The organism is Streptomyces sp. NPDC054783 (assembly GCF_053611725.1).
Genome location: NZ_JBSHAY010000001.1, coordinates 532,230 through 553,721, shown reverse-complemented (window position 1 = coordinate 553,721; position 21,492 = coordinate 532,230). Strand labels below are relative to the sequence as shown.

The following is a 21,492-nucleotide window of genomic DNA, read 5'->3' as shown; positions in this document are numbered from 1 at the left end:
AGCGGCGTCCCGCCGGAAGACCGTCGTGCGCCGGGCCGCGGCTATGGCGTCACGACGGTGCCGCCGAAGGTCACCGCGAGGTGCCCGTCCGAGGCGAAGGACCAGCCGAGGGCTCCCGAGTACGAGGAGCAGCGGGAGCCGTTCGTACCGGTCCAGAACTGGTTGGAGCTGTCGGAGTTGCCGACGGTCCTGTCGTTCGAGCCGCTGACGGCGAAGCGGCACGAGGTGTCGGACCGGAACACCGAAGTACCCGCGTCGAAGGCGAAGTTGCGTTCGGCGTTGTCGATGCTCGCGTTGTCGGAGATGGTCATCGTGCCCGGGTTGCTGTTGTAGGTGAACCCGTGGTGGCCGTTCTTGTAGGCGATGTCGTGCCGCACGATGTGGTTGACCGCGATGTCGTCGCCGCCGAGCTTGTAGCCGTTGCGGTCGCCGTTGGCGTTCTGGGTGCCGTCCGTCAGCGTGCCGTTGCCGTACGACAGGGAGTACTCGATGGTCACGGGGCCGATGGCGCCCGTGTCGGTCTTGGTGTAGAGGTCCCAGCCGTCGTCGATGTTGTTGTGGGAGACGTCGTAGCGGAACACGTTCCCCGTGCCGGTGGTGAGCTTGGCGGCGAAGCCGTCGGCGTTCTCGCCTGTGGAGTCCTTGTTGTCGTGCGACTCCGAGCTGACGACGAGGTTGTTCGACGGCCACTGGCCGCTCGGCGTGCTGGAGGAGATCCGGCCCAGCTGCAGCCCCGTGTCACGGTTGTAGGCCGTCACCACACGCTCGATCACGTTGTTGCTGCCGCCGACGTAGATGCCGTTGTCCCCGGCGTGCTCGACGGTCAGACCGTACAGGTGCCAGTAGTTGGCGTTGAGCTGGATCCCGCGGTGTGCCGAACTCTCGCTCTGCCCCGAGTAGTTCAGGACGGGCTTCTCACCCGGGTAGGCCGAGAGGGTGGTGCGGGCACTGGACGTGCCGTTGCTGCCGGCCGGGATGGTGACCGTGGAGGAGTAGCTGTACGTCCCGCCGCGCAGGTAGATCGTCCCGCCCGGGGCGATACGGCTGATGGCCGAGGTGAGTGTGGTCGGCGCCGACTGTGTGCCGGCCGCGCTGTCGGTGCCGTTCGGCGACACGTACTGCACGGTGGCCGTCGCGGCCTGTGCCGTGGCGCCGGACAGCGCGACGAGCGTGCCGGCGAACAGACCGGCGCACGCGATGGCTGATCTCAGTTGCATCGGCTTGTCTCCAGTCGTGGCATGGTGAAGGAGGGAAGGGGGAAAGCGCTTTCCCCCTACGCGCTCCCCGACCGTATGGATATGCCATGCTCACGTCAATGGTCGTGTACATGATTCATGTTCAGATGAATGAACGCCGCGAGGGCTACTCCCCCGGCGCGAGGACTCGGACCACGATCCGTGCCGCCTCCGCGACCAGTGCGTCGTCCGCCGGCGCGTCCGGGGCGCTCTTGGTCGACAGCACGGTCAGCAGGAGCGGCGTCTTCCGGGTCGTCCAGGCCACGCCGATGTCATTGGCGCTCCCGTAGTCACCGGTGCCGGTTTTGTCCGCGAGAACCCAGTCGTCCGGAAGTCCGGCGCGGAACCGCGCGGCACTGGTGGTGTTGCCCTTCAACCACGTGACGAGCCGTTCCCGGTCGGCGCCGGCCAGGGCCCGGCCCAGGGTCAGCCGCTCGAAGCTGCGGCCGAGGGCCTCGGGGGTCGTGGTGTCGCGCAGGTCGCCGGGGATCGCGGTGTTCAGGTCCGTCTCCCAGCGGTCGAGCCGGCTCACCCGGTCGCCCAGCGACCGGAAGAAACGGGTGAGTCCGGTGGGGCCCCCGATCTGGCGCAGCAGCAGATTGCCCGCCGCGTTGTCGCTGTACTGGATCGCCGCCTCGCACAGGTCCGCCACCGTCATGCCGGTGTCCACGTGCTCCGCGGTGCGCGGCGAGTTCGACAGGATGTCGTGCGGCGGGTAGTGGATCACCTTGTCCAGCGGGGCGCAGCCGCCGTGGTCGCGCAGGACCGCCGCCGCGGCGAACGCCTTGAACGTCGAGCACATCGCGAACCGCTCGCCCGCCCGGTGGACCACGGTCCGTCCGGTGCGGGCGTTGCGCGCGTACACACCGAGCCGGGCGCCGTGCCGTCGCTCCAGTTCGGCCAACTCGGCTTCCGCACCGGACGGTTCCCCGTCCGGGGCCGCAGACGCGGCGGGCGCGGAGGCCGTGGCGGCCACGGCCGCGGTGGTGAGGGCGAGGCCCGCCTTGAACAGGCGGCGCCGGCCGAGCGAGTTGGCGTGGTCGGGGCTGGTCATGAGCACAGTCCTCCTGGTCGTCCGTCCGTGATCGGCTTCCCCGATCTTCGACGGGGACAGCGAAACAGCCGGACACCACTCATGTCCAAGAGTGAACTTTGAACACTTCATACCTTATTGATATGACTGCAGGATGGATCTCCTCGCGCATCTCGAGGCGTATGTCGCGACGGCCGACGAAGCGAGCTTCTCGCGGGCGGCGGACCGGCTCGGCATCGCCCAGCCGCTGCTCAGCCGCCGTATCAAGACACTGGAGGAGCACTTCGGCGGCCTGCTGTTCGACCGTTCCCGGCGGCAGATCACGATCACCGAGCTGGGCACGCTGCTCCTGCCGTACGCGCGTGACGTGCTGGACCGGGCCCAGCGGCTGCGGCAGGCCGCCGGTACGGCCGGGCGGGCACGGATGCGAGCCGTCGGCGTGCCCGCGCACTGCGCCCCGGCGGCGCTGGCACGTGCGATCCGCGCCGGCGCCGAGCACGGGATCACCCTCGGCGTGCGCGAACTGCCGCCCGCAGAAAGGGCTTCCGGGCTGGCCGACGGCTCGCTCTCCTACGCACTCGTGCGGGTTCCGCCGGAGAGGGGCGCGTTCCAGGTCCCGCTGGGCCTGGCGTCGGCGCCGGAGGCGTCCGGCGGAGGGTGGGGCCCGGAGTACGACGGGGTGCGGCGCGCCGTCCATCTGGAGGACCTGCGGCCGCGCCGCGGGCGTGACGCCGAACGCGCCGCTCTGCCACCGGTGTTGACCCTGCCGGAGGATCAGGTGCCGTTCTGCGAGGACCGGCTGGAGCGCGCGGTCGCCCGGGCCGGGCTGCCACCGGGCCGGTTCCGGCCGGCCGGGCCCGCGGCCACCGCACTCGCCGAGACGCTGGCCGGGCGGGCTCTGCTGCTGTGCGCCGAGCCCTTGGCCCGGCAGCACGGGGCCCGCTGGGCGCCGCTGGGCGACCGGTCACTGCACCGGGGGTACGACGTGAGCGGCGCCCCGGACCGGTCCGGCTCCGCGGAGGTGCCGCACTGGCTGGTCCCGCTGCTGGCGTCGGCCGCGGGAGCCGCTGCCCGAGGGCCCGGTGGACCACGTTCCGGGACCGGCGCCGAGGACGTACCCGCACGGCTGGCGGCACGCGGATGAGCACGGCACCGGTGTACGTCGCGGACGACGGCGCCCTCCTGGACGTCGCCGAGGCGATCGCCGCGGACTGGGCCGCCCTCGGCGTGCGCGGTTCCTTCCTCGCCCGGCACCTGGGCACCGGCGAACAACTGGGCTTCGATGCCGACGAGTTGATGCCGCTCGCGTCGGTGGTGAAGGTCCCGCTCGCCCTCGTCGTACTGGACCGGATCGCGTCCGGGGAGCTCGATCCGGCGCACCCGGTGACGGTCGATCCGGCGCAGAGCAGCGTGGGTCCCACCGGGCTCGCGGCGTTCCGGCACCCGGCGAGCGTGGCCGTCGGTGATCTCCTGCTGATGACGCTGTCCGTGAGCGACAACGCCGCGGCGGACACCCTGCTCGACCTGGTGCCGGTGGCGGACGTGGACGAGCGGCTGCGCGCCTGGGGGTGCGGGGAGATCCGGATGCGGCACCGTCTGAATCACATGTACGAGTGCGCCGCCGGTGCCGCCGGCAACGACTTCTCCCTCGCACTGGAACTGGCCCTCCGGGACGAGCGGGCCGGCCGGCACGCCATCAAGACGCTGGACCCGGCGTACGCCAACGCCGGGTCGGCCGCGACGCTGGTCGAACTGCTGCGGCGGGTGTGGTGCGACGAGGTCTCCACGCCGACGGCCACGGCGGAGCTGCGGCGGCTGATGGGCCTGCAGGTCTTCACGCACCGGCTGGCGAGCGAACTGCGGGCGGACTCACTGCGGTGGAGCGGCAAGACGGGGACGTTTCTGCACCTGCGGCACGAGATCGGGGTGGTCGAGGCGGAGTCGGGGGACCGGGTGGCCATGGCGGCGCTCACCCGCGCGGACCGCTGCGCGGGGCTTGCGCCGGATGTCGACCTGGCGATCGGGGTGGCCGGGCGGGCGGCGTTCGAGGCGCTGCGGAGGTGAAGTCGGCGCTCGCGTGAACGCCGTTGGGGCTGTTGTCGTCGGGCGTCCGCGGGTGCGATGTGGGCTGGTCGCGCAGTTCCCCGCGCCCCTTCGGGGCGCTCATGACAACAGGCGTTGTTCTCCCTCGGTCATTGAATCACCGGGGCCCTCTCGCGATGCCGTACCGGGCTTCCGCGCCTCGCCGCTGCTCGGCCGGGGGACGTGCGAGCCGCGCGGCAGGCGGGCGACCGCACCGGAGCTTGCCCGGAGCCGGCCGCCCGCCGGTCACGTGCCGGTTCAGGCCGGCTTCGCCGCCGAGACCGCGGTCGCGGTGACGGTGTTGTCGCACTCGGCGAACTCGCCGTCCGACAGGGCGACCTGGTGCGCGCCCGAGCGGGAGAGGCCGACCACGAGCGTCGGGTAGACGGCGGGCTTGGCGCCGGAGACGCAGTAGCCGTCGCCCTCGCCCTCGACCTGGACGAAGGTCAGCTTCACCCATGCCTTGCCGCCCGGCGCGAGGCGCACGGGCGAGGCGATGCCGGTGGGGGTCACCTTCAGAGGGCTGTTGTGTTCGGGGGAACCGTTGCCCGCACCGGCCACCGTGGGGTGGCCCTGCAGGACGCAGGTACGTCCCGAGACGTTGGTGAACTGGATGAGCGCCGTGCCGGTGCCGGTGCCGACCCGGTGGTCGGGTCCCTGCTGGGCCGTCGCCTGCACGGCCGAGACCGGGCATGCCGACGCCGTGCCCGCCGAGGTGTGGGACGCCGGGGAGACCGCGGCACTCGGGGCCGTCGAGGTGCCGCCGGAGGATCCCGAGGTCGACGGCGGCGTGGCGGCGGGGCTCGCGGGGGTGGAGGCGGTGCCGGAGGGAGTGGCGGCAGCCGGGGTCGGGGAGGACGACTTGCCGGCCCCGTCGCCGTCTCCCGGCCCGCACGCGGTCAGCGACAGCGCGGCGGCGATCACGGCCGTCGCCGATGCGGCGAGGCGGATGGTGTTGCGGTGGTGCATGAGGTCCCCCGATTCCGGTGGTTCGACCGGCTCCCTGCCGGTGTTCGCGGAGGGAGACAGAGCCGGGCGACCCGGGGTTTCCGCTGTAGATCGTCTGTGACAGTTGTGGATCTCCTGTGACGTTTCAGTGACGGAGGTCCGGTCCCCGTTCGGACGACGAGGGCGTCCGGCCCGGCCCCTGCGGGTCGGCCCGGACGCCCTCCAAGCCGTGCTCAGACCAGGTCGAACCGGTCCAGGTTCATGACCTTGTCCCACGCGGCGACGAAGTCCTCGACGAACTTCTCCTTCGCGTCGTCGCTGCCGTACACCTCGGCGACGGCGCGCAGCTCGGAGTTGGAACCGAAGACCAGGTCGGCACGGCTGCCGGCCCACTTCAGCTCGCCCGTGACGGCGTCACGGCCCTCGAACGTCGTCTGGTCCCCCGAGGTCGACTTCCAGGTCGTGCCCATGTCGAGCAGGTTGACGAAGAAGTCGTTGGTGAGGACGCCGGGCGTCTTGGTGAGGACGCCGAGCTGCGACTGCTGGTGGTTGGCGCCGAGGACCCGCAGACCACCGACGAGCACCGTCATCTCGGGGGCGCTCAGGTTCAGCAGGTTCGCCTTGTCGACCAGCAGGTACTCGGCCGGCAGACGGTTGCCCTTGCCGATGTAGTTGCGGAAGCCGTCCGCGGTCGGCTCCAGCGCCTCGAAGGACTCGGCGTCGGTGTGCTCCTCGGCCGCGTCCACGCGGCCCGGGGTGAAGGGCACCTGCACCTCGAAGCCGCCCTCCTTGGCGGCCTTCTCGACCGCGGCGACACCACCGAGGACGATGAGGTCGGCCAGGGAGACCCTCTTGGCGCCGGCGGAGGCGTTGAACTCCTGCTGGATGTTCTCGAGGGTGCGCAGCACCTGGGCCAGCTCGTCGGGCTCGTTGACCTCCCAGCCGCGCTGCGGCTGCAGGCGGATCCGGGCGCCGTTGGCACCGCCGCGCTTGTCGCTGCCGCGGAAGGTGGAGGCGGAGGCCCAGGCGGTACCGACCAACTGGGACACCGAAAGACCGGAGTCGAGCAGCTTGGTCTTCAGGGCCGTGACGTCGGCGTCGTCGATCAGCTCGCCCTCGCGCTGCGGCAGCGGGTCCTGCCAGATCAGGGTCTCCTCCGGGACCTCCGGGCCGAGGTACAGCGACTTCGGGCCCAGGTCACGGTGGGTGAGCTTGTACCAGGCGCGGGCGAAGGCGTCCGCGAACTCCTCCGGGTTCTCGTGGAACCGGCGGGAGATCGGCTCGTAGATCGGGTCGAAGCGCAGCGACAGGTCGGTCGTGAGCATCGTCGGCAGGCGCTTCTTCGACGGGTCCTGCGGGTCGGGGACGATCGCCTCGGCGTCCTTGGCCACCCACTGCTTGGCGCCGGCCGGGGACTCGGTCAGCTCCCACTCGTAGCCGAAGAGGATGTCGAAGAAGCCGTTGTCCCACTGGGTCGGGGTGGCGGTCCAGGTCACCTCCAGGCCGGAGGTGATGGCGTCCGCGCCCTTGCCGGTGCCGTAGGTGCTCCTCCAGCCGAGTCCCTGCTCCTCGAAGCCGGCGGCCTCGGGGTCGGCACCGACCGCGTCGGCGGGGCCGGCGCCGTGGGTCTTGCCGAAGGTGTGGCCACCCGCGATGAGGGCGACGGTCTCCTCGTCGTTCATGGCCATGCGGAGGAAGGTCTCACGGATGTCGCGGGCCGCGGCCAGCGGGTCCGGGGTGCCGTTCGGGCCCTCGGGGTTGACGTAGATGAGGCCCATCTGGACGGCGCCGAGCGGGTTCTCCAGCTCGCGGTCGCCGGTGTAGCGCCTGTCGTCCAGCCAGCTGGTCTCGGGACCCCAGTAGACGTCCTCCTCCGCCTCCCAGACGTCCTCGCGGCCGCCGCCGAAGCCGAAGGTCGTGAAACCCATGGACTCCAGGGCCACGTTGCCGGCGAGGATCATCAGGTCGGCCCAGGAGATCTTCTGGCCGTACTTCTTCTTCACGGGCCACAGCAGGCGGCGGGCCTTGTCCAGGTTGGCGTTGTCCGGCCAGCTGTTCAGCGGGGCGAAGCGCTGCTGGCCGGCGCCGGCGCCGCCGCGGCCGTCGCTGATGCGGTAGGTGCCGGCGCTGTGCCAAGCCATACGGATGATCAGCGGGCCGTAGTGGTCGAAGTCGGCGGGCCACCAGTCCTGCGAGGCGGACAGCACCTCGGCGATGTCCCGCTTCAGGGCCGGCAGGTCGAGGCTCTCGAAGGCCTCGCCGTAGTCGAAGTCCTCACCGAGCGGGTTCGTCACGGGCGGGTTCTTGGCAAGGATCTTCAGGTTGAGCCGCTCCGGCCACCACTGGCGGTTGCCACCGCCCTGGGTCGGGTGCAGGGCCCGGTCATGGGCGACGGGGCAGCCGCCGCTGGTCCCCTCCGCCTTCGCGTCTGTGACGATCGCATCGTGGTTCTCAGTCATGGCAATCCTTCCGAACTGTGCGGAACTCGGTGCTCAGGAACTGCGGCCGGTGGAACAGTCGGGGCACTTACCCCAATAGACGACTTCGGCCTCGTCGATGGCGAAGCCCCGGTCGTCGGAGGCGGTCAGACAGGGCGCGTCGCCGACCGCGCAGTCGACGTCGACGACGGCACCGCACGACCGGCACACGATGTGGTGGTGGTTGTCCCCCACGCGCCCCTCGTACCGGGCCGGGTGACCGGCCGGCTCGATACGGCGGACGAGACCCGCCGCGGTGAGGGCGTGAAGGGCCTCGTAGACGGCTTGCAGGGAGATGTGGCCGACGCGGTCGCGTACCCCGGAGGCGATCGCCTCGACGCCGAGGTGGTCGCCCGCCCGGACGGTCTCCAGCAGCGCGACGCGGGCTGCCGTCACGCGCAGGCCGGCACCGCGGAGCTCCTCGGCGGTGGTCGGGGGCGGGGAGGCGGTCATGAGGCCGAACCTACCGGCATAAACACGAGCGATTCAAGAAAACGAACGATGCAATTTTGGTTGCGCCCGGCCGGCCCCCGTCCGCCCGCGTGTCCGCCTCGACACCGCCTGAGCGTTTGCGTTCATGTTTGCCTGCGCATGGCTCCGCCCCAGGCGCCCGCGCGCACGGGTGGGCAGGCCCCGACGGGTCCGGCGGTACGGCGACCGGTCGCGGCGCGGGTCGGGGGACGGATCGGGGGCATGCCCGCATCATGTGGCCCCGGACCGGCGACGGCGGCGCGGCAAGCCGGACGGTCCTCCGAACGGGTGAGCCGGGCACCGGCGCCGGCCTGACCCGGCCGGCGGCCCGTTTGGTCGTGCCCGTGGCGGCGGGCCAGAGCATGGAAGGCCTGCTGGGGCTCCCAGCGCCAGCCGGCCGGAGTCGGGGGGCCTTGACGGTCCCCTGTGATGGCGTCTCCACCCGACCCACCGAAATCCGTCCCACCCCACCAGGACGAGTCGTCGCATAAAGCACATGAACGCCACAGAGTGAGAAACTCGGACCCCGTCAACCCAGGTGGCCTTCGAGAGGGGCGCTGGTGGACCTGGACGCCGTCGCCGACGAGCTGTACGGGTTGCGGCCGGAGGAGTTCGTCGCCGCCCGTGACCGCCGCGCCCGGGACGCCCGCAAGGCCGGTGATCAGGCTCTCGCCAAGGAGATCGGTGCGTTGCGGCGACCCGGCCTGGCCGCATGGGTCGGCAATCTGCTCGTCCGCCGGCAGCGGGAGGAGGTCCGGCCGCTGCTGGAACTCGGCGAGGAGCTGCGCCGGGCACACCGCGAACTGGACGGTCCGCAGCTGCGCAAGCTCGCCCGTCGGCAGAGCGAGATGATCGGCGCGCTCGGCCGGCAGGCGCGGCGGCTGGCGGCGGAGGCCGGTCGGCCGGTGGGTGAGGGGGTACAGCGAGAGGTCGAGGAGACCCTGCACGCCGTGCTCGCCGATCCGGAGGCCGCCCGGGAGTGGGCGGCGGGGCGACTCGTCAAGCCGCTCAGCTCCACGTTCGGGTTTCCCGAGGCGGGCGAGGGCGTCCTCGCCTCCCGTCCTGCTCTCCCCGCGGCGGCCAGGGCGAAAAAGCCCGCCGAGGGCGAGGAGCCCGGCGGACGTGGCGCGGAGAGGAAGAGGAAGCGGGGTGCGACGGAGACGCGCGAGGACGAACTGGCACACCGGCGCCGTCTCAACGAGGCCCGCAGAGCCGCCCGGGACGCGGAGCAGGACCTGGATGCCCGCGAGGCGGAGGCCGAGGCCGCCGGGCGGAAGGCGGAGGAGGCCCGTGACCGGGTGGCCGAGGCGGCGGAGCGCGTGCACGAGCTGCGCGCGCGGCTGCGTGAAGCGGAGGAGGAGCAACGGCGGTGCCGTACCGGCGAGCAGGACGCGCGGGAGCGGGCCCGGCGGGCGGACCGCGCCGTGCGGGAGGCCCGGCGCCACGCCGAGGCGGCCTCGGCCGAGGCCGAGCGGCTGGCCGGCGCCCGGGCCGAGCGCGCGTCCCCGGCACGAACGCGCCGGCGATGACCGGACAGCACCACGACGGACCACTGGGACACAACAGGCGCTGACCCACGCCGGACGACGCACCCACAACGCGCGGCTGACCGCACTACGGACGCCGCACGCACAACGCACGGCTGACCCCCCACGGACGACAGACCCCATGACGGAGGCGAGGAGCCATGGCGAGACCCATCTGGACCGGTGTCCTGACCTTCGGGCTGGTCACCCTGCCCGTGGGGCTGTACACCGCCACCGAGGACCACACGGTGCACTTCCACCAGCTTCAGCGCGGCACCTCGGACCGGATCCGCAACAAGCGGGTCAACGAGCGCACCGGCAAGGAGGTCGACACCGACAAGATCGTCAAGGGCTACGAGATGGACGAGGGCGAGTACGTCGTCGTGGAGCCGGAGGAACTGGAGGAGATCGCGCCAGGGCGGTCGAAGGTGATCGACCTGGCCGGGTTCGTCGACCTGCACCAGGTCGAGCCCGTGTACTTCGCCCGCACGTACTACGTCGGCCCGCGCGGCAAGGAGTACGTCAAGGTGTACGAGCTGATGCGGTCGGCGCTGGACCGCTCGGACAAGGCCGGGATCGCCACGTTCACCATGCGCGGCAAGGAGTATCTGACCGCATTGCGGGCGCAGCCGGGCGTTCTCGTCCTGCACACCCTGCACTGGGCCGACGAGGTGCGCGACCCCGCCGATGTGGTGCCCGAGTTGCCGGAGCGGCGCACGAAGAGCGACGGCAAGGAGCTGCGGACGGCCGAGCAGCTGATCGACGCCCTCACCGTCGACTGGGACCCCGCCGACTATCACGACACCTACGAGGAGCGCGTCAAGAAGCTCGTCGCCGCGAAGCGGAAGGGCGAGGAGGTCGTCGGCGAACCGGAGCCGCCGGAGGCGACCAATGTCATCGACCTGATGGACGTGCTCAGCCGGAGTGTCGAGCAGGGCCGGTCCAGGGGGCGCAAGGGCGGCGGAAAACCGGCAACGGGCAAGAAGCAAGCCGCCGGCAAGAAGGAGGACCTGGGGGCCCTGTCCAAGGCGGAACTGTACGAGCGGGCGAGCGCCGCGGGAGTACCGGGCCGGTCCAGGATGACGCGGGAACAGCTCGCCAAGGCCCTTGCCGAGAAGGCGGCTTGACCGTCGGGCCATCGGATTCAGGCCGGCGGCGAGCCACTTGTCCCTCGCACGACCGGCTTCGGATCCAACTCGGCCTCCCTGGGCTCCAGCTCCGGGTCCTCGAGGCGCTCGACGGCGAAGCGGACCGCGTGTTCGGCCATCAGCCGGGCGTCCTGGCGTACGGTCGTCAGGCCGATCGGCATCGGATGGGAGCCATGGCGCTGCGGTCGTTGCCGGCGAGGACGGCCGTCGGCAGTGGCGTTCCGGTGGCCCGTTCGGTGAGCAGGAGGCGGCGGCGAGGAGGGCCTGGTGCGGCTGCCGGATCCCGTCTCGGTCGCCGTGCGCACCGGCGGCCGGCACAGCACCGAGGTGCTGACGGACTGGGTGGGCCGCTTCGCGGACGCCTTCGACACCGAGTTCCGCGAGTGGATCGCGAACCTGGCCGCCGGCCAGGAGCCCACCGGGCCGTCGGCCTGGGACGGTTACGCCGCCACCGTCATCACCAGCGCGACGGTCGAGGCCCTGGAGTCGGGCCGGGTCGTCGCCCCGAACCTCGAGCCCCGGCCCGCGTTCTACGGAGGTGCCGCGTGAAGATCGCCCTCGACTCGTACATGTTCCGTACCCTGCCGATCGACGACATGGTGCGCACGGTGGCCGAACTCGACCATGAGTACATCGAGTTGTCGCCACGTGCCTGCTTTATGCCGTTCTTCCTGCACCCGCGGGCGGACGACGCGCGCATCGCGCAGCCGAAGAAGTCCCTGCGCACGCACGGAGTGCGACTCTCCTCGGTGCTGCCGCTGTACAAGTGGTCCTCGCCGGACGAGACCGAGCGGCAGGCGGCCGTCCGTTACTGGAAGCGGGTGACCGAGATCACCGCGGACCTTGAATGCCCGCTGATGAACTCGGAGTTCAACGGCCGTACCGAGCGGACGGAGCAGAGCGAGGCCGCGTTCTGGCGCTCGATCGAAGAACTGCTGCCGCTGTTCGAGCGGGAGGCATCGCGCTGAACCTGGAGGCGCATCCGGACGACTTCTGCGAGGAGAACACGCCCGCGGTCGACCTGGTCCGCGCGATCAACAAGCCGTGGGTGAACGACCTGTACTGCGCCCCGCGCTCCTTCCACCTGTCGGGCTCGGACCCGACGGCGGACATCGCGGCGATGATGCGCTACGCGGGCGACAAGCTGCGGCACGTGCACATCGCGGACTCCTTCAACCACAGGGGTTCCTCCGGCCCACGGTACATCCTCAACCCGCCCGCCACCACGGCCCGCGTTCACCAGCACATGGACATCGGGCAGGGCGAGATCGACTGGGGCGCGTTCTTCGGTAGGCTGCGGGAGTTGAAGTTCGACGGCGTGGCCACGGCTTGTGTGTTCGCCTGGGAGGAGCGGGCCCGCGAGTCCTCGGCGTTCATGCTGGAGCGGATCACGAAGGAACTGGCCGCGCGCTGATCAAGGCGGTGCGTGGGGCGTCACTCGTACGGGTGCACCCGGTCCGGCCTTCCGTGGCATACGGAGGGGTCTGTCGTTCGGCAGCGAGTGTGATGTTTGCCATGTGACGTGATGGACCAGGGGTGAACGGGCAAGGTACCCCTTCATGCCCCACGCCAACCCTCTGCGGCAGGTGATTCGATGACAACGGCGACGACCCGGACGTTCCGGACGACGCCGCCCACCCGTTCCGGCGACACGACCGCCAGGGACTCCCCAGCAGCCGCCATGTCCTCGCTGCCATCCCTGACGGGACTGCGGTGGATGGCGGCACTGCTGGTGTTCGGACTGCACGTGAACAACTTCGGCTATTTCGGAGGCACCGGTGGCCGCCTCGTGTCCTGGGCATTCGGGGCCGGCGCCACCGGTGTGTCGTTCTTCTTCGTGCTGTCCGGCTTCGTGCTGACCTGGTCGGCGCGACCCGATGACCGCGCGCTCGCCTTCTGGAGACGGCGCATCGCGCGCATCTACCCGGTGCACCTCGTCACCGCGGTCCTCGCCCTGGTCATGACGTACACGCTGGCGAACCAGCCGAGACCGACGCCGAAGCAGGCGCTGTCCAATGCGCTGCTGCTCCACTCCTGGTGGCGCCCCTGGTGGCAGACGCTGAACCCGGTCAGCTGGTCCCTCGCCTGCGAGGCGTTCTTCTACGCCTCCTTCCCCCTGCTGCTCCTGCTGCTGCGCCGGCTCGGTCCACGCTGTTCGGCCGCGCTGGGCGCCCTGTCGGTGGTGGCGGTCTTCGTGCTGGCCCGGGCGGACGCCCATCACTGGTGGACGTACGCGCTGTACTCGTTCCCGGCGGCGCGGCTGCCCGAGTTCGTCCTCGGCGCGGTCACCGCGCGGCTGGTGCTGCTCGGCCGGTGGCGGGGTCCCGGTCTGGAGGCCTCGCTCGCGCTGGCGGTCATCGGCTACTTCCTCGTCCCGCAGGTCGCGCCCGGCTACTCCGCCACCATGTGCACCATCGTCGGGTTCACGCTGCTCATCCCGGCCGCGGCCGTCGCGGACATCCAGAGCCTGCCCTCGCTGTGGCGGCGCCGGCGGCTGGTGCGGCTCGGCGAGCTGTCGTTCGCCTTCTACATGATCCATCTGCTGGTGCTGCGGTCCGCCACGCAGTTGCTCGGGACGAAGCCGCACTTCGGTCTGCTGGCGGGGATCGCCGTCACCACGACAGCGTTCGCGGTGTCGCTTGGGCTGTCCTGGCTCCTGTACGAGGCGGTGGAGCGCCCGGCGAGACGCCTGCTGCTGCGTCGGCGCCGCCCGGCCGCACAGCCGGATGCGACCGAGGCCCGCCGCGAGGAACCGGCTGCGGCACGCGACTGAGCCGCTGCCCGGCCGTGGGAGGCGGGCGCTCGGGTACGCGGCCGGAAATCTGCCCTCGGCTCGGTCGTGGAGGGCCGCGTGCCGGTGCGCCGTGGGGGTCCTGGAGGCCTGTCGGCCGACCTCCGGGGGAGGTGCCCCGCCTCTCCTCCCCCGTCCGCCCCGAAGCCCGCCGGTGCCTTCCGGCCGAGCCCTGCCGTCTGGCGTTCGGCCGCTCCCGTCCCTAGGTTCTGCACATCGGGAGCATCGGGCGTATCGGGGATGGGGGGCCGGATGGACCGGGACATCCGCACCGTGGAAGACGTGCTGCGACTCCTGGACGGGTTGTTCGCGCCGGAGGCCGATCGGTGGACGGAGGGCGCGGCCGCGTGGTGGGACGGCTTCTATACGGAGCGGGACAAACCGGTGCCGTTCTTCGCGGCGAAGCCGGACGAGAACCTGGCGTCCTACCTCGAGCGCGGTCTGATCGCGCCGGGGCGCGCCCTCGACCTGGGCTGCGGCCCCGGCCGTAACGCGCTGTACCTCGCCGCGCGCGGCTTCGACGTGGACGCCGTCGATCTCTCACCCGCCGCGATCGCCTGGGCCGAGGAGCGCGCGCGGGAGGCCGGGGACACCGGGGGCGCCGTGCGGTTCCACTGCGGTGACGCGTTCGCTCTGACCACCGGCACCGAGCCGGCGCTGGCGGGCCCGTACGACCTCGTCCACGACTCCGGCTGCTTCCACCACCTGCCACCGCACCGCCGCGTCAGCCACCTCGCGCTGCTGGACCGCGTCCTGGCGCCGGGCGGGCACTTCGCACTCACCTGCTTCGCCGCCGGCCGGATGGGCTCCGAACTCCCCGACGCGGCCTTCTACCGCGAGCCCGGCCTGCACGGCGGCCTCGCCTACACCCCCGAGTCACTGCGCCGGATCTTCTCCGGCCTGGAGGAGATCGAGCTGCGCGCCATGCGGCAGGAACCGGCGGACTCCGCGCTGTTCGGGGAGGACTTCCTGTGGACGGCCCTGTTCCGCCGGACGCGTTGACCCGGGTCGAGCGGGCTGCCGGCGAAGTGCCTTTCGCCGAGGCCTGCTCGGGCGTGGGCCGTCAGGCGGTGGCCGGGAAACGGTCCCGGACCCGGTGCGAGCCGAGCAGTCGGGTGAGCTGCTGCAGCACCGTCGTGGCGCCGTCACAGTTCTCGTACCGAGGTCCCCGGGCCGGGGCGTCCGAAACCGGGAATCGCGGCGGATTTCCGGTCGGGGTGAAGTCGGGCCGTCTCCCATCGAGTTGCCGGGGCGGCAGGCCCGTCGGACGTGTCGTCCGGACCCGGGGACCGTCGAGCAGGGCCAAGTGCCCTCTGCCGAGGATGTCTTCGTCAGGAGGGCCGCCTTCTTGACCCGGCAGGCAGGCACCCGTGCCGCCCGCACACGCCACCTTAGGCGCTGCCCCGGGCCCCCGCAGTGCGAACGGCCCGGTCACGGGCGCTTGGGCGGCCGGTCAGGCGACCGTGGAGCGGCCGGTCGGGGTACGGCGTGGCCGGCCCCCGGCGCACGGGCCGGACCGGTCACGGCCGGCCGTGACGCGCAGGCTGTCCAGCGACGGGTCGGCCGCGTCGGCGATGAGGAAGCCGTGCGCCGCTCCGCCGCGCAGGTAGTCCAGCACCTCCTTGGTGATCACCTCGCCGGGCGACGACGGGCGCCCGGGCGGACAGGGGCTGATCATCTCGGCGGAGATCCGGCCCGCGGCCCGCTCGGCGGGCACCTGTTCGGTGGGGCCGGAGAACGCCTCGCGCGGCAGGACCGCCTGTTCGAGTCGAGCGCCCGGGGCTCGGGCAGCCGGACGGCGGGCCGCCGGTGCGCCCGCAGCCATTCGACCGCCTGCATGCCGCTGATGCCGAGGTCCCGGACGTCCATGACGATCTCCATCGGGTCGAACTCGGCCGCCAGGCCCTCTTCGATCACCTCGCCCCGATCATCCGCAGCCCCGGCAGTTCCCGCAGCTCCGCCCGGATGCGCTCGGCCCGGTGGACGGCCGCCTCCAGCAGCTCGCGGCCCCGCTCGACCATCTGCCGCCGCCAGCCGTCCAGGGCGCCGTACACCAGGCAGGAGGCGCTGGTCGTGCCGAGCAGGTCCTCGCACTGCTTGAGCACCTCGGGCGCCACCCTCTTCAGAACCGCAGACCGTGTCCGCGTGCCAGGACGCGATGCGGGTCGAAGCGCCGTTTGGCGGCGGCGAAGGCCGGGTGCCGGCTGCCGTAGTGGTCCCGCCAGTCGGCATCCGACATGGGCAGGGCGTTCACGGGATAGGCGACCGCGCCCCTGGAGCGGGCCAGTTCGTACGCGGCGCGGTTGGCGGCCACCATCGCCGCGACCGTTTCGGGGCTGCCGGGCGGCGCCGTGCGCAACAGGGCGAACAGATAAAGGACTTCGCCGGCGGGGCGGCTGAGGAGGGGAGCCCGCAGTCGGCCGGAGAGCAGCGGGTACAGCAGGACCAGACCGGTGTCGCGCAGGTCCCGGAAAGCGGGGTCGGCGAGCACGGCACGGACGACCGGCTCGGCGCTGTCGTGCGGAAGCAGCAGATTGAGCCACGGGTGCGGACACAGCCACTGTCCCGTCTCCCGCAGGACTTCCTCATCGGTGTCCACGCGGTGGGCGAACTCGCCGTATCCCAGGTCCTCGGTCTCCAGTGCGCCGGGATCGTGCCCGAGACCGTCGAGAAGGGCGGCGGCGTCGGGTGGGCAGGGGCCGTCGTACGGGGCCACGGCCTCGATCATGTACTGCCAGCCCTCCTGGCCGACCGGCCGGGCCTGGCCCTCCAGATAGGTGAAGCGCTGCTCTTCGGCGAGCCGTCGCTGGTCGGAGAGGTAGCGGGTGAGGCCTGCGTAGTACAGGCAGTAGCGGCGGACCCGGGCGGGGGCGGGGACCAGGCGCAGCGTGGCGGTCACGATGACGGCGCACTGGCCGAGTCCGGCGAGCACGGCGTGGTACAGCTCGGGGTCCCGGTCGGGCGAGCAGACCCGGTGCTCCCCGGTTCCGGTCACCACCTCCAGTTCCAGCACCTGGTCCGCGACCAGGCCGTGCCGGTGGCCCGCTCCGCCGAGTCCGCCGGCCGACAGGACTCCGCCGACACCCGCGCCCAGGTAGTCGGTGAGGACGGGCGGGGTGCGGCCGTGCGGCAGGGTGGCAGCCAGCACCTCCCGCCACGACGCGCCCGCCTGGACGGTCACCCGGTCGTCCGCGACGGCACCGACCCGGTGCATCGCCCGCAGGTCCAGCACGATCCCGCCGCCCGCCTGCCCCTGGCCGTACATCGAGTGACCACCACCGCGCACGCTCACCGGGACGCCCCGGGGTCCGGCGAACTCCAGCAGGTCCTGGATCTCGGCGGCGGACCGTGGGCGCAGGACACCGAGCGGAGGCTCCTGCACGATGTGCCCGAAGTCCTGCGCGGCCTCGCGCAGGGTCTCCGGGCGGGTGTCCAGGGCCTGTTCGAAGCGGGTGGCGAGGTCGGCGGCCAAGGTCATACGGGCATCACACCAGACGCGCGGCACCTCCGTCGAGGAGGCGGGTCCACCACGTGACGCCGAAACACCCCAAGGCGTCTCGGCTAACTCCCCTCGCTCCTCTGGTTCTTGACGAGCTGCACCAGTGCGGCATGGGTCTGCGCGTCGGCCGCCGCGACGAGACCGCCCGCGCCGCCGAGCACGGGCTCGCCGTTCAGGCCGGTGACCGTGCAGCCGGCCGCCCGGCACAGCGCGATCCCCGCCGCGAAGTGCACGCTGTCGCGCAGATCGCCGTCGGTGACATAGGCGGCCCGGCGTCCTGCGGCCACCCATGCCACCGCGAGGGTGCTGGAGACTACCCGGGGCCGGAACCGCTCGGCGAAGCCCGGGTCGGCGAGGAGGTGGACCGCCCGGAAACCGGGGGCGTTGGGGAACGGCGGATCGAGGTTGACGTCCACCAGCGCGGACCCGGCCCAGGGCGTCAGCCGTTCGTCCGCGCCGTCCCTGCGGACCCAGGCCGCCGCGCCGTCGGTCCAGAAGACCTCGTCGCTGAACGGGTCGGCGGTCGCGGCGGCCGTGACCTCGGGCCCCTGGCGCAGGGCGACGTTCACGCCGACGAGCATGTTCCGCACCGCGTAGTTGAGGGTGCCGCACAGCGGGTCGACGAGCCAGCGGCGGTGGGCGTCGGCGGCGCCGGAGCGTCCGCTCTCCTCGCCGGTCACGGCGTCGTCCGGGCGGGCGGCGCGCAGCACGTCCAGGATGGCCCGCTCGGCGGCGAGGTCCGCCTCGGTCGCGAAGTCTCCGGCGGACTTGTCGTAGCGTTCGAGCCGGCTGCCGTAGAGGTCACGGACCACGGCGGCGCCCGCCTGGGCCGCGTCCACGGCCAGGCGGGCGTCGGAATCCCCGTTGATGATCGACATGGGCGCAGGATAGCCGGAGGTTCCCGACGTCCGAAGGGAGTTGAGCGCCCCCGACGGCCTGTCGCGGCACTCCCTCGGAGCGCTCAGGTCGCGGTGAGGGACAGGGTCTGTTCGGCGGCGCAGCGCCCCGCACCGACGGAGCTCCCGCTGCGGTCCGTCCAGGTGCGCACCGGTGTGGTCTCGGCACGCCGGCCGGAGGTGCCCGAGAGACCGAGCACGAGTCCGCTGTAGCGGTTGACCAGACGGTAGGTGCCGCCGGAGGCGTTCGGGATCACGAACCACTGCTGACCGACGGTGGGCCCGCTGCTCCGTGCGGCGGTGACGGTCGGCCTGGCGCCCCAGGCCCGGCCGGCGGCCGAGGACGAGTCGACGCCGAGCAGCCGGCCGCTCGCGGCGTTGGTGAGGGTGAAGGCGCCGTCGCCGGTCGGTGTGAAGACCCAGGTGTCGCGGCCGGACCCGGTGGGCCGCGCCAGCGAGGTGGTGGCGCTGCCGCCGGCCGCCTGGGCGAGGATCCGGCCCGCGCCGCTCGCGATGCGGTAGCCGCGGGTCGTGTCCATCGGCGCGGCCTCGGGAGCGGTGGAGTCGACGGTGGTGTCGACGTACTCGCCCGAGGCGTCGTGCGAGCAGCCGAAGGCGCAGTAGGAGCGGAAGGACCTGCCGACGATCGTGGAGCTGGTGCGGTTGGCGCTGTCGAGGAACCAGCGGTACCAGGAGGCATTGGTGTAGCTGCCGGTGTCACCGATCAGGTGCCACTTCTGGGTCGTCAGGTCGTCGGTGGCGTAGAGGTACTGCGGTGAGTTCCCGCTCTGGTCGACGGCCTGCGGTTCGCCGACGTACAGCCCGAGGTGGGCGTCGTAGGCGATGTTCATCACGAACAGCGGCGAGGTCGGCGGCATCTTTCCGGCCGCGATCTGCTGGGCGGCGGTGCCGGTGTTGGCCGGGTCGTACTCGGCGGAGGCGGGGGTGTAGCCGGTGGGGTGGTCGGCGTCGACGGGGACGATGTCGCTCTCCCTGCCGCCGGTGCCGGGCTGCGACCAGGCGCCGTCGTACCACTTGCGCCAGGATCCGGGGGCCATCTTGGCGGAGATCGGGGCGCGGGCCACGTGTTCGTAGAACGCCTTCCAGCCGCCGCTCTTGTCGATGATCCGGGAGCCGTAATACACGTAGAAGTAGCCGGAGGCGGTGTCGACGAAGAGGCGCTGGTCGCCGTCGCCGTAGGAGTACGTCTGGTTCGGGAAGGCCGTGGTGTCCCCGCGCTCGGTGCTGTACGGGGACGTGATCACGTGGTCCTCGACGGTCCAGGTGCGGCCCCGGTCGGTGGAGACGGCGTAGTCGATGGCGTCGTAGTGCAGTCCGTCGCCGAAGGGCTGCGGGGTGAACTCGTTGTGCACCAGGCCGTACCAGTCGCCGGTGTCGGGGTCGACCCACACCCCGGACAGGTCGCAGTAGTTCTTCTGGGCGTAGCCGGAGCCGCTCGGCGCGTACGTCGCCTCCCGGCCGGTGGGGCTGTTGTTGCAGCGCCAGGTGGTGTCGTCGTTGCGGTCGGCGGGGTTTGCCGGGTTCACGGCCCTGCTCAGGGTCTTGTCGAAGGTCGCGGTGTCGAAGTCCTTGCCGGTGTAGAAGTCCCAGGTGCGCGGGTCCTTGGCCCCGTACAGCGCGGCGGACTGCTGGTAGTGGAAGGTGCCGTCCCGGTCGAGGTAGGGGCTGGCGGGGGTGTCCGTGGGGTGGGTGAAGGGCACCGGGGTCCCGACGGTCACGGTGTAGCTGGCGTCGGCGGGTGTGGCGGCCGGTGCCGGGGACGCGATGCCACCGCCCAGGACCAGGGCGGCGGTCGCGGCCGCCGCGGCGCCCGCTCTGCTCAAGAGTCGCAACTGTGCTCCTTGTTGCCGAAGGGCCGGTTGCACGGAACGATCCGGCCCCGGCGTATCCCCGGCAATGGACTCCAGTGCTGCGCCTCTTGCACTTTCGCGAGCCCGCGCAGGGTCGGTGCTCCCGGTCAGTCCTCCTCGGGCTTGGGCGCGGACAGCGGGCTTTCCCAGGCCAGTTGGCGGACGAGCGCCTCGTCCGGCTCGGCGGGACGGACCACGACGGGACCCGGTCGGGAGGTGTTCCGGCTGCCGCGGGAGATACCGCCGCTGACGGTGATGTTGTGTTCCACCCGTGGGCGCCGGTGCCGTTCGTAGGCGGCGAAGGCGGCCGGTGCGCCGGGCAGGTCGCGCAGCGCCTTGGCGAGGACGACGGCGTCCTCCAGGGCCATCGAGGCTCCCTGGCCGGTCGCCGGGGAGGCCGCGTGGGCCGCGTCGCCGATGAGCACGGTCCGTCCCCGGTGCCATACGGCGCCGAGCGGCATCTCGGTGGCGTTGGTGACCATGACGGGCCCCTGGGAGGCGGCGACGATGTCCGCGGCGGGTGGGCAGTCCTTGCGCAGCAGCGGCAGCAGGTCCTCGCGCCACGGGGCGCGGCGCGCGGCGCCGCCGGCGGGCAGCGGCTGGGTGCTCACGCGGGCGAACCAGTACGTCTGCCCGGCCGGCGACACCGCGTATCCGAACGTGGTCCCGCCGCCCCGGACGAAGGTGATGACGCCGGTGCCGTCCGCGCCGGGAGCGGTGCCCGTGTAGCCGTAGAAGATCCGCTGGCCCGCGTACAGGGGCCGCACACCGGGGGTGAGGAGCCGGCGCACGGTGGAGTTCAGCCCGTCGGCGCCGACGAGGAGGCCCGCGTGGGCGGTGCCGCCGGCGGCGAACCGGGCGGTGACGCCGTGCGGGCCGTCCGTGACGGCGACCAGCCGGGCGCCGTGGCGTACGCGGATGCCGCGCCGGGCCGCCTCGCCCTGCAGGGCCGCGTTCAGCTCGCCGCGGCGCAGACAGCGGTACTGCAGCCCGGGTTCGGTGACCTCGCCGAGCGGGGCGTGCGTCAGCTCGGTGCCGTCACTGTCGAGCAGCCGCAGGGAAGTCAGCGGAAAACCGACGGCCGTGACGGCGTCCGTGGCGTCGAGCTGGGCGAGGGCGCGCATTCCGTTGCTCGCCAGGGTCAGGAACGCCCCGATGTCCTCGGCCGTGTCGGGGTGTGCCTCGTACACGGTGACGTCGTAGCCGGCCTTGTGCAGCCCGAGCGCGGCCGCGGTCCCCGCGATGCCGCCGCCGATCACCAGTACCCTCGTCGCGTCCGTCCCGCTCAAGTGCCGCTCCTCGCACCGACAGTGGTGGTGACCATCTAAGGGCAGGGACGGGCCGGTGCGGGGGCCGAGGGGCCGAGATCCGGACAGGACCAGGGCGGGGTGCCGAGCCGGACGCCGGTCCGTGCGCGGCTCGCGCCCGGTTCGCCTCCGACTGCCCCGCGAGCCGTGCCGGAGAGACCTGCCGATCGGTGCTGTGCACACGCGCGCCCCCTGAATGACGGGTTCC

Annotated in this window: 17 protein-coding genes and 3 pseudogenes; 8 read left to right on the top strand and 12 right to left on the bottom strand. The window is 72.1% G+C overall.

The genetic code is table 11. The annotated features are described in order from the left end of the window. Positions 1 to 41: 41 nt before the first annotated feature. Together ACWGJ5_RS02525 and bla are read right to left on the bottom strand one after the other, a co-directional pair. Entirely contained in the window at positions 42 to 1,217 is a 1,176-nt protein-coding gene (locus ACWGJ5_RS02525) for a right-handed parallel beta-helix repeat-containing protein (protein ID WP_453307936.1), read from the bottom strand. A 145-nt stretch (positions 1,218 to 1,362) separates the two neighbouring features. After that, positions 1,363 to 2,289 (bottom strand): class A beta-lactamase, encoded by a 927-nt coding sequence (gene bla / locus ACWGJ5_RS02520; protein WP_453307935.1) that lies wholly within the window; start codon positions 2,287 to 2,289, stop codon positions 1,363 to 1,365. A 133-nt stretch (positions 2,290 to 2,422) separates the two neighbouring features. Between bla and ACWGJ5_RS02515 the strand changes: the two genes are divergently transcribed. Continuing rightward, positions 2,423 to 3,412 carry a LysR family transcriptional regulator gene (locus ACWGJ5_RS02515; RefSeq protein WP_453307934.1) on the top strand — a complete coding sequence of 330 codons (990 nt, stop codon included), beginning with the start codon at positions 2,423 to 2,425 and terminating at the stop codon, positions 3,410 to 3,412. Continuing rightward, positions 3,409 to 4,332, top strand: a complete 924-nt coding sequence (locus tag ACWGJ5_RS02510) for a serine hydrolase (protein ID WP_453307933.1) — start codon at positions 3,409 to 3,411, stop codon at positions 4,330 to 4,332. The genes ACWGJ5_RS02515 and ACWGJ5_RS02510 overlap by 4 nt, the downstream gene beginning before the upstream one ends. Positions 4,333 to 4,608: 276 nt before the next feature. Here ACWGJ5_RS02510 and ACWGJ5_RS02505 read toward each other — a convergent pair whose 3' ends face one another. From ACWGJ5_RS02505 to ACWGJ5_RS02495, 3 genes are all read right to left on the bottom strand, one after another. Further along, complete coding sequence (locus ACWGJ5_RS02505) at positions 4,609 to 5,319, bottom strand: DUF4232 domain-containing protein (RefSeq protein ID WP_453307932.1); 711 nt, start codon at positions 5,317 to 5,319, stop codon at positions 4,609 to 4,611. 212 nt (positions 5,320 to 5,531) lie between these two features. Continuing rightward, the gene (gene katG, locus ACWGJ5_RS02500) at positions 5,532 to 7,757 is read right to left on the bottom strand and encodes a catalase/peroxidase HPI (protein WP_453307931.1); all 2,226 of its coding nucleotides are present in this window, start codon (positions 7,755 to 7,757) and stop codon (positions 5,532 to 5,534) included. 33 nt (positions 7,758 to 7,790) lie between these two features. Continuing rightward, entirely contained in the window at positions 7,791 to 8,228 is a 438-nt protein-coding gene (locus ACWGJ5_RS02495) for a Fur family transcriptional regulator (RefSeq protein WP_453307930.1), read from the bottom strand. A gap of 578 nt (positions 8,229 to 8,806) precedes the next feature. On the opposite strand from ACWGJ5_RS02495, the gene ACWGJ5_RS02490 reads away from it, so the two are divergent. Together ACWGJ5_RS02490 and ku are read left to right on the top strand one after the other, a co-directional pair. After that, a complete protein-coding gene (locus tag ACWGJ5_RS02490) occupies positions 8,807 to 9,775 on the top strand; it encodes a hypothetical protein (RefSeq protein WP_453307929.1) in 969 nt (322 codons plus the stop codon). 158 nt (positions 9,776 to 9,933) lie between these two features. Then, positions 9,934 to 10,899 carry a non-homologous end joining protein Ku gene (gene ku / locus ACWGJ5_RS02485; protein ID WP_453307928.1) on the top strand — a complete coding sequence of 322 codons (966 nt, stop codon included), beginning with the start codon at positions 9,934 to 9,936 and terminating at the stop codon, positions 10,897 to 10,899. Positions 10,900 to 10,916: 17 nt separating this feature from the next. Here the strand turns inward: ku and ACWGJ5_RS02480 are convergent. Continuing rightward, positions 10,917 to 11,170 (bottom strand): annotated as a pseudogene (locus tag ACWGJ5_RS02480) (substrate-binding domain-containing protein); the annotation flags it as partial. Between the two features lie 2 nt (positions 11,171 to 11,172). Between ACWGJ5_RS02480 and ACWGJ5_RS02475 the strand changes: the two are divergent. From ACWGJ5_RS02475 to ACWGJ5_RS02460, 4 genes and pseudogenes are all read left to right on the top strand, one after another. Continuing rightward, positions 11,173 to 11,469: pseudogene (locus ACWGJ5_RS02475) on the top strand (Gfo/Idh/MocA family oxidoreductase); the annotation flags it as partial. Further along, a pseudogene (locus tag ACWGJ5_RS02470) lies at positions 11,466 to 12,334 on the top strand (sugar phosphate isomerase/epimerase family protein). The pseudogenes ACWGJ5_RS02475 and ACWGJ5_RS02470, both read left to right, overlap by 4 nt. Positions 12,335 to 12,514: 180 nt before the next feature. Further along, positions 12,515 to 13,693 (top strand): acyltransferase family protein, encoded by a 1,179-nt coding sequence (locus ACWGJ5_RS02465; protein ID WP_453307927.1) that lies wholly within the window; start codon positions 12,515 to 12,517, stop codon positions 13,691 to 13,693. A gap of 270 nt (positions 13,694 to 13,963) precedes the next feature. Continuing rightward, positions 13,964 to 14,713, top strand: a complete 750-nt coding sequence (locus ACWGJ5_RS02460) for a class I SAM-dependent methyltransferase (protein ID WP_453307926.1) — start codon at positions 13,964 to 13,966, stop codon at positions 14,711 to 14,713. Positions 14,714 to 15,164: 451 nt separating this feature from the next. Here the strand turns inward: ACWGJ5_RS02460 and ACWGJ5_RS02455 are convergent, their stop codons facing one another. The 6 genes from ACWGJ5_RS02455 to ACWGJ5_RS02430 form a co-directional block, all read right to left on the bottom strand. Continuing rightward, the gene (locus ACWGJ5_RS02455) at positions 15,165 to 15,536 is read right to left on the bottom strand and encodes an Orn/Lys/Arg family decarboxylase (protein WP_453307925.1); all 372 of its coding nucleotides are present in this window, start codon (positions 15,534 to 15,536) and stop codon (positions 15,165 to 15,167) included. Between the two features lie 88 nt (positions 15,537 to 15,624). Beyond that, positions 15,625 to 15,816 carry a hypothetical protein gene (locus ACWGJ5_RS02450; protein WP_453307924.1) on the bottom strand — a complete coding sequence of 64 codons (192 nt, stop codon included), beginning with the start codon at positions 15,814 to 15,816 and terminating at the stop codon, positions 15,625 to 15,627. 17 nt (positions 15,817 to 15,833) lie between these two features. Next, a complete protein-coding gene (locus tag ACWGJ5_RS02445) occupies positions 15,834 to 17,189 on the bottom strand; it encodes an FAD-binding protein (RefSeq protein ID WP_453307923.1) in 1,356 nt (451 codons plus the stop codon). Between the two features lie 83 nt (positions 17,190 to 17,272). Beyond that, positions 17,273 to 18,088 (bottom strand): inositol monophosphatase family protein, encoded by an 816-nt coding sequence (locus ACWGJ5_RS02440; RefSeq protein ID WP_453307922.1) that lies wholly within the window; start codon positions 18,086 to 18,088, stop codon positions 17,273 to 17,275. An 83-nt stretch (positions 18,089 to 18,171) separates the two neighbouring features. Next, a complete protein-coding gene (locus ACWGJ5_RS02435; RefSeq protein ID WP_453307921.1) occupies positions 18,172 to 19,950 on the bottom strand; it encodes an RICIN domain-containing protein in 1,779 nt (592 codons plus the stop codon). A 134-nt stretch (positions 19,951 to 20,084) separates the two neighbouring features. Then, entirely contained in the window at positions 20,085 to 21,266 is a 1,182-nt protein-coding gene (locus ACWGJ5_RS02430; protein WP_453307920.1) for an FAD-dependent oxidoreductase, read from the bottom strand. Positions 21,267 to 21,492: the final 226 nt, after the last annotated feature.

Coding starts and splice junctions, on each gene's coding strand:
- ku (WP_453307928.1), top strand. CDS start 9,934: ATGGCGAGACCCATCTGGACCGGTGTCCTGACCTTCGGGCTGGTCACC.
- bla (WP_453307935.1), bottom strand. CDS start 2,289: ATGACCAGCCCCGACCACGCCAACTCGCTCGGCCGGCGCCGCCTGTTC.
- ACWGJ5_RS02465 (WP_453307927.1), top strand. CDS start 12,515: ATGACAACGGCGACGACCCGGACGTTCCGGACGACGCCGCCCACCCGT.
- ACWGJ5_RS02440 (WP_453307922.1), bottom strand. CDS start 18,088: ATGTCGATCATCAACGGGGATTCCGACGCCCGCCTGGCCGTGGACGCG.
- ACWGJ5_RS02495 (WP_453307930.1), bottom strand. CDS start 8,228: ATGACCGCCTCCCCGCCCCCGACCACCGCCGAGGAGCTCCGCGGTGCC.
- katG (WP_453307931.1), bottom strand. CDS start 7,757: ATGACTGAGAACCACGATGCGATCGTCACAGACGCGAAGGCGGAGGGG.
- ACWGJ5_RS02525 (WP_453307936.1), bottom strand. CDS start 1,217: ATGCAACTGAGATCAGCCATCGCGTGCGCCGGTCTGTTCGCCGGCACG.
- ACWGJ5_RS02510 (WP_453307933.1), top strand. CDS start 3,409: ATGAGCACGGCACCGGTGTACGTCGCGGACGACGGCGCCCTCCTGGAC.
- ACWGJ5_RS02515 (WP_453307934.1), top strand. CDS start 2,423: ATGGATCTCCTCGCGCATCTCGAGGCGTATGTCGCGACGGCCGACGAA.
- ACWGJ5_RS02445 (WP_453307923.1), bottom strand. CDS start 17,189: ATGACCTTGGCCGCCGACCTCGCCACCCGCTTCGAACAGGCCCTGGAC.
- ACWGJ5_RS02455 (WP_453307925.1), bottom strand. CDS start 15,536: ATGGCTGCGGGCGCACCGGCGGCCCGCCGTCCGGCTGCCCGAGCCCCG.
- ACWGJ5_RS02460 (WP_453307926.1), top strand. CDS start 13,964: ATGGACCGGGACATCCGCACCGTGGAAGACGTGCTGCGACTCCTGGAC.
- ACWGJ5_RS02505 (WP_453307932.1), bottom strand. CDS start 5,319: ATGCACCACCGCAACACCATCCGCCTCGCCGCATCGGCGACGGCCGTG.